The sequence below is a fragment of the Streptomyces sp. NPDC004752 genome, from assembly GCF_053601275.1.
Genome location: NZ_JBSGBN010000250.1, coordinates 1 through 5255 on the forward strand (window position 1 = coordinate 1; position 5255 = coordinate 5255).

At 69.9% G+C, this 5255-nt stretch carries 8 protein-coding genes; 5 read left to right on the forward strand and 3 right to left on the reverse strand.

The genetic code is table 11. From position 1 onward, the window contains the following. Window positions 1–278 (forward strand): hypothetical protein (locus tag ACWEKM_RS45640; RefSeq protein WP_451627215.1); only part of this gene is annotated, 278 nt, incomplete at its 5' end. 10 nt (window positions 279–288) lie between these two features. Here the strand turns inward: ACWEKM_RS45640 and ACWEKM_RS45645 are convergent. From ACWEKM_RS45645 to ACWEKM_RS45655, 3 genes are read right to left on the reverse strand one after another with little or no spacing between them, the layout of a single operon-like run. Further along, window positions 289–741, reverse strand: coding sequence for an NUDIX hydrolase (locus ACWEKM_RS45645; protein WP_451627216.1), 453 nt, complete (start codon window positions 739–741; stop codon window positions 289–291). Next, window positions 738–1376 carry a hypothetical protein gene (locus ACWEKM_RS45650; RefSeq protein WP_451627217.1) on the reverse strand — a complete coding sequence of 213 codons (639 nt, stop codon included), beginning with the start codon at window positions 1374–1376 and terminating at the stop codon, window positions 738–740. The genes ACWEKM_RS45645 and ACWEKM_RS45650 overlap by 4 nt, the downstream gene beginning before the upstream one ends. Further along, window positions 1366–1647 (reverse strand): ATP-binding protein, encoded by a 282-nt coding sequence (locus ACWEKM_RS45655; RefSeq protein ID WP_451627221.1) that lies wholly within the window; start codon window positions 1645–1647, stop codon window positions 1366–1368. The genes ACWEKM_RS45650 and ACWEKM_RS45655 overlap by 11 nt, the downstream gene beginning before the upstream one ends. A gap of 170 nt (window positions 1648–1817) precedes the next feature. Here ACWEKM_RS45655 and ACWEKM_RS45660 point away from each other — a divergent pair, with 170 nt between their 5' ends. The 4 genes from ACWEKM_RS45660 to ACWEKM_RS45675 all read left to right on the forward strand — a co-directional run. Next, the gene (locus ACWEKM_RS45660) at window positions 1818–3014 is read left to right on the forward strand and encodes a tyrosine-type recombinase/integrase (protein ID WP_451627218.1); all 1197 of its coding nucleotides are present in this window, start codon (window positions 1818–1820) and stop codon (window positions 3012–3014) included. Continuing rightward, on the forward strand, window positions 3011–3940 hold the full coding sequence (locus ACWEKM_RS45665; RefSeq protein ID WP_451627219.1) for a tyrosine-type recombinase/integrase: 930 nt from the start codon (window positions 3011–3013) through the stop codon (window positions 3938–3940). Before ACWEKM_RS45660 ends, ACWEKM_RS45665 begins: the two co-directional genes overlap by 4 nt. Beyond that, the gene (locus tag ACWEKM_RS45670; RefSeq protein WP_451627220.1) at window positions 3937–5016 is read left to right on the forward strand and encodes a tyrosine-type recombinase/integrase; all 1080 of its coding nucleotides are present in this window, start codon (window positions 3937–3939) and stop codon (window positions 5014–5016) included. The genes ACWEKM_RS45665 and ACWEKM_RS45670 overlap by 4 nt, the downstream gene beginning before the upstream one ends. 26 nt (window positions 5017–5042) lie before the next feature. Next, window positions 5043–5255 (forward strand): ATP-binding protein (locus ACWEKM_RS45675; protein WP_451627222.1); only part of this gene is annotated, 213 nt, incomplete at its 3' end.

Here is a 5255-nt window from a genome sequence, read left to right on the forward strand (position 1 = left end):
AGCTGGTGGTTGCGGGTGGCCTTGCGGCCGGTGATGATCACCGGGTCGTCGTCGGGTTTGTCGTCGAGGCCGACGAAGCCGAGGTCGGCCAGGGCGCCGAGGCCGGCTTCCCGCAGGTGTTCGGTGATCTTGTTGTGGCGGGTGATGAGAATGGTCGAAAACGGCCAGAGGCGCTGGTTGCCTCAAATTCTTCGCTGCTCAACGAAGTGGGGATGTTGGGGAGCGACCCAGCGATGTGCGGAGGGCCCGGCGACCGTCAGGTCGCCGGGCCCTCGTGATCGGTGAGGGTCAGCTTGAGTCGGCCGCGTAGTAGGTGTGGAGGACGGGGTTGATTCCGGGGATCAGGTCGCTGACGGTGATGTTGTCGATCCAGCGGTGGGGGAGGTCGCCGTCGCGGCAGATGCTGTCCGGCTGGCTGGCGTTGATGGCGAAGACGAAGGTGCGCGTGCCGGAGTCGTCGGTGTCGATGGTGCCGAGGAAGCCGGTGATCTTAACGTCGGAGTAGCCGAAGTGCTGCGCCAGGATGCGGTGCAGGCCGTCGGGGACGGTCTCCCCGGGCAGCACCGGGCCGGACGGAAGCCGCCAGGCTTGTGTTGCGCTCAGGTCCGGGCGACCGGCGTGGATCAGCAGGAACCTGCCGTGCTGCTGGATCAGCGCGGCGGCCGTGATGTCGGTGATGCCGTCGCTGTGGCTGCGGATGACCAGTGCGTCGACCTCGTTGAGCACGGTCAGGTCGGTCATGGGGTCCTCCGCAGCGGGACGACATCGGTGCGCAGGTGCGGCATCGTCGGCCGCGCGGCTTCGGGGGTGGCCAACAGGGCGACGATGGTGATCGGTTGCTGGCAGTGCGGGCAGTCGCGGGTCGCGGTCGGCTCCAACGGGTCGCGGGCTGCGGCGGGTTGCCGAGAGGCGGGACGAGCCGGTGGCGGCGGGGGGAGCTGGGACCGGGCCGGTGGCGCGGATGGTGGCGCCTGGCCGAGCCGACGGGCGCGTTCCTCGTCCAGGGCCTGGTCGCGGCGGTGCTCGGCTTCGCGACGGCAGACCATCGAGCAGTAGACGGTGCGGACGGTCTTCCCAGCCTGGAAGGGGTTGTCGCAGACCGGGCAGGTCCGGGTCTCCATATGAGCCTCACTGCGGCGCGATGCGGTGCGGCACTCGGCCGAGCAGAACCTCCGCTTGCGGCTCAGGTCGGTGGTGAACTCCTCGCCGCACTGCGGGCAGAGTCGCTGCTTGGGCAGATGCGCGCATCCCCGTTCCCGGCAGGTCGGCGAGCAGTACTTGCGCCGGCTGGCCGCGGAGGTGACCGTGAAGCCGGTCCCGCACTCGGGGCAGCTCCGCTCCAACTCGTCGTAGACGTTGTCGAGTTCACGAGACACGGGCGTTCACTCCCTGTCGAAGGGCCTCAGCGTGGTTTTGGTGGTGGCGGAGCCGGTAGGAGGGGCCGTCGATACCGACCACGGTGGCCCGGTGCAGGAGCCGGTCCAGCATCGCGGCGGCGACGGTCGCATCCCCGAAGGCCGAGGCCCAGTCGGCGATGCCGACATTGGTGCTCAGGATCGTGCTCGACTTCAGATACCTCTGGTTGATCACCTGGAACAATGCCGAGGCGCCGTCCTCGGGCATCGGAAGGTAGCCGAGTTCGTCGATCTATGTGGATATCCGCATAGATCGACCTATGCCGATCCCGCGACTATGCGGAAGCCGTGCGTGTTGTTCCGCTCCTTAGTGGGGTTTCGGCTGTGTGCGGCTCTGCATAGTTTCCGTGCCGGGCAGCCTCGTGAGCGCGGGGGCAGGCTGCCCCCGCGAGGGAGGTGGCTATGCCGTTCGGAAGTACGCGCCGGAAGGCGGGGGTCCTGACCGCTCAGGTCGAGGACTATCGGTCCTGGCTCGCGGAGCGCGGCTATACGCAGCTGACGGTGCGGAACATGCTCAAGGACTTCGGGCAGGTCGGGGTGTGGCTGGCCGGACTTGGCCTGTCGGCGGCCGACGTGAGCGAGGAACTGCTGGACCGGTTCACTTCGGACTTGCAGGCGGCGGGGCGGCGCCGGCTACCCGGGCCGCGCGGGATGCGGCCCATGCTGGCCTATCTTCGCGGGGCATCGCTCACGCCGACACCGGGAGAAGAACCGTCCGAGCTGAACACCCTGATCCGTCAGTACGACTTGTGGATGGAACGGGAGCGTGGCCTGGCGGCGGCGACGAGGCTGCGCTGCCGCAACACCGCCCGCCGCTTCCTGGCCGAGCAGGCCATGCCCGGGGGCGTGCTCGCCCCCGGCGCTCTGACAGGCCAGGACCTGAACGCGTTCCTGCTGCGCGAGTGCGCGCGCGTCTCGGCCGGCTCGGCGAAGCAGCGGGTGGCGGAACTGCGTTCCCTGATGCGGTTCCTGCACCTGCGAGGTGCGATTCCGCTGCGACTGGACGCGGCGGTGCCGCCGGTGGGCGGCTGGCGCCTGGCCGGGATCCCGCCACTGATGTCCGCGGCCGATGTCCAGCGCATCCTGGACCACTGCCCCCGCGAGGGCGGCATCTTCGTCCGTGACTTCGCGATCCTGATGCTGGTGGCGCGGCTGGGGCTGCGCTCGGTGGAGGTGGCTCGGCTGCGGCTGGACGATGTGGACTGGCGCGCGGGCGAGATCGCCGTGCGGGGCAAAGGCCGCCGCGAGGACCGTCTCCCGCTGCCCACCGACGTCGGCGAGGCCCTGGCCACCTACCTCACCGGGACCCGGCCCCAAGCGGCATCGCGCCAGGTGTTCCTGACCGGCCGGGCTCCGTGCGCACCGATCCGCGCGGACCTGGTGGGCGACGTCGTCGAGCGCGCCTGCCTGCCCAGAGTCGGCCCGCACCGGCTGCGGCACGCGCTGGCCGGGGAGATGCTGCGGCAGGGCTCGGGGCTGATGGCGATCGGCCAGGTGCTTCGCCACCAGGACCTGGCCACGACAGCCCTCTACACGAAGGTCGATTTCACCGCGCTCCGCGCCGTCGCGCGGCCCTGGCCCGGGACGGAGGCGGCGTGACCGAACTGCGGCAGGCACTGGACGACTACCTGCGGCTCCGCCGGTCCCTCGGGCACAAGATGGCCGAGGCCGCATGGCTGCTGCCGGACTTCATCGCCTTCCTGGAAGAACGCGGGCAGACCACCGTGACCGTCACCGCCGCGCTCGCCTGGGTGAGGAAGCGCGAGAACGAGGTGGTGACGACCGTGAGCCCGCGCCGGATCACCGCGGTCCGCGGCTTCGCCCGCTATCTCAGCGGCGTCGACCCGGCGACCGAGATCCCGCCGCTCGGCCCGGTGCCGCACCGGCAACGCTGGCGGCAGCCGTTCATCTACTCCGATGCCGACGTCATCGCGGTCATGACAGCGGCCGACGGGATCGGCCCGCCGTTGCGCGCGGCCACCTACCGGACTCTGATCGGCTTGCTGGCCGCCACGGGACTGCGGGTCGGGGAAGCGATCAACCTCGACCACGACGACATCGACTGGGCCGAGGGCGTGCTGCGGATCCGGGAGACCAAGTTCGGCAAGTCCCGCCTGGTCCCCCTGGAACCGAGCGGCGTCGACGCGCTGCGGGAGTACGACGTTTCGCGGAACCGGATCGCGCCGCGTCCCGAGGATCCGTCGTTCTTCGTCTCGCGCACCCGCCGCCGCCTGATCTACGCGGTCGTCGCCCCGACGTTCCGGCGGTTGGTGACCAGCGCCGACGTCGGCACCGACGCGCCCAACCCGCCCCGGCTGCACGACTTTCGGCATTCCTTCGCCGTTCGCGCCCTGCTGACCTGGTATCGAACCGGCGCCGACGTCCAGGCGAAGATCCCGTCGCTGTCCACCTATCTCGGGCACCGGGAACCATCCTCCACCTACTGGTACCTGTCAGCGGCACCGGAGCTGCTGGCGCTGGCGGCGGCCCGCCGAGAAGGCGTCGGAAAGGCAGCACGGCCATGACCTCGATCGGTCCCACCCTGCAGTCGTTCTTCATCGACCGGCTGGTCCGCCAGCGCCAGGCCAGCCCCCGCACCGTCGCCGCCTACCGCGACACGCTCCGCCTTCTCCTCGGCTTCGTCCAGCGCCGCACGGGCACCGCCCCGGAGAAGCTGGACTGGTGCGACCTGGACTCGGATGTCATCTCCGCGTTCCTCAACCATCTGGAGGTCGAACGCGGCAACAGCGCACGCACCCGCAACGTCCGGCTGACCGCGATCCGCTCCCTGTTCTCCTACGCGGCTCTCCAGCACCCCGAGCACGCCCTCCTCATCCAGCGCGTCCTGGACATCCCGCCCAAGCGATACGACAAGAGGAGCGTGACCTTCCTGACCGGCGTCGAGGTCGACGCACTGCTTGCGGCACCGGACACCCGGCGCTGGGAGGGACGGCGGGACAAGGCCATGCTCGCCCTGGCCGTCAAGACCGGTCTGCGGGTCTCCGAACTCACCGGCCTGGACCGCGGCGACATCACCCTCGGAGAGGGCGCCGCCGTCCGCTGCGAGGGCAAGGGCCGCAAGCACCGTGCCGTCCCGCTCGACCGCGGTGTCCAGGAACTGCTGCGGTCCTGGCTTGACGAACGCTCCGGGAAGGGCGGTGGCCCACTGTTCTGCACTCGAACCGGACGTCGCCTTACCCGTGACGCCGTCGCCCAGCGCCTGAGCGTCCACATCCGGACCGCCGCGGAAGCCTGCCCGACGCTCCTCGGCAAGCGCGTCCACCCGCACGTCCTACGCCACAGTTGCGCTATGTCGCTGTTGCAGGCCGGAGTTGACACCACGGTCATCGCGCTCTGGCTCGGCCACGCCGGCGTCCGCTCCACCGACGCCTACGTCCACGCCGACATGTCCATCAAGGAGGGGCCCTCGCCCGCACCGCGGCGACGACTGCCCGGCCGGGCCGCTACCAGCCCACCGACAAGGTCCTCGCGTTCCTCGACCGCTTGTGAGCCGCCAACTATGCCGAGACTCGGGGCTCGTCAGGCCCTGGCGTCCGGGCTCACGAACCCGTGCCTCGGCATAGTCGCGGGCTCGGCATAGGTCAATCTATGTGGATATCCGCATAGATCGACGAGCTCGGCTACGTCAAGCTCGACCGCCACGGCGCGGAGCTCCTGTTCCAGATCTTCACCGAGCGCGAGGAACGACATGCGATCGCCGTCGCGTCGAACCGGCCGTTCACCACGTGTCGACGGTCACGTAATTCCCCGCGGCTAACTTCACGTAATTCCCCAGGACGTCGTCCCTCCGCTGGGGGCACCGGCTTCGTGCGTCGGGAA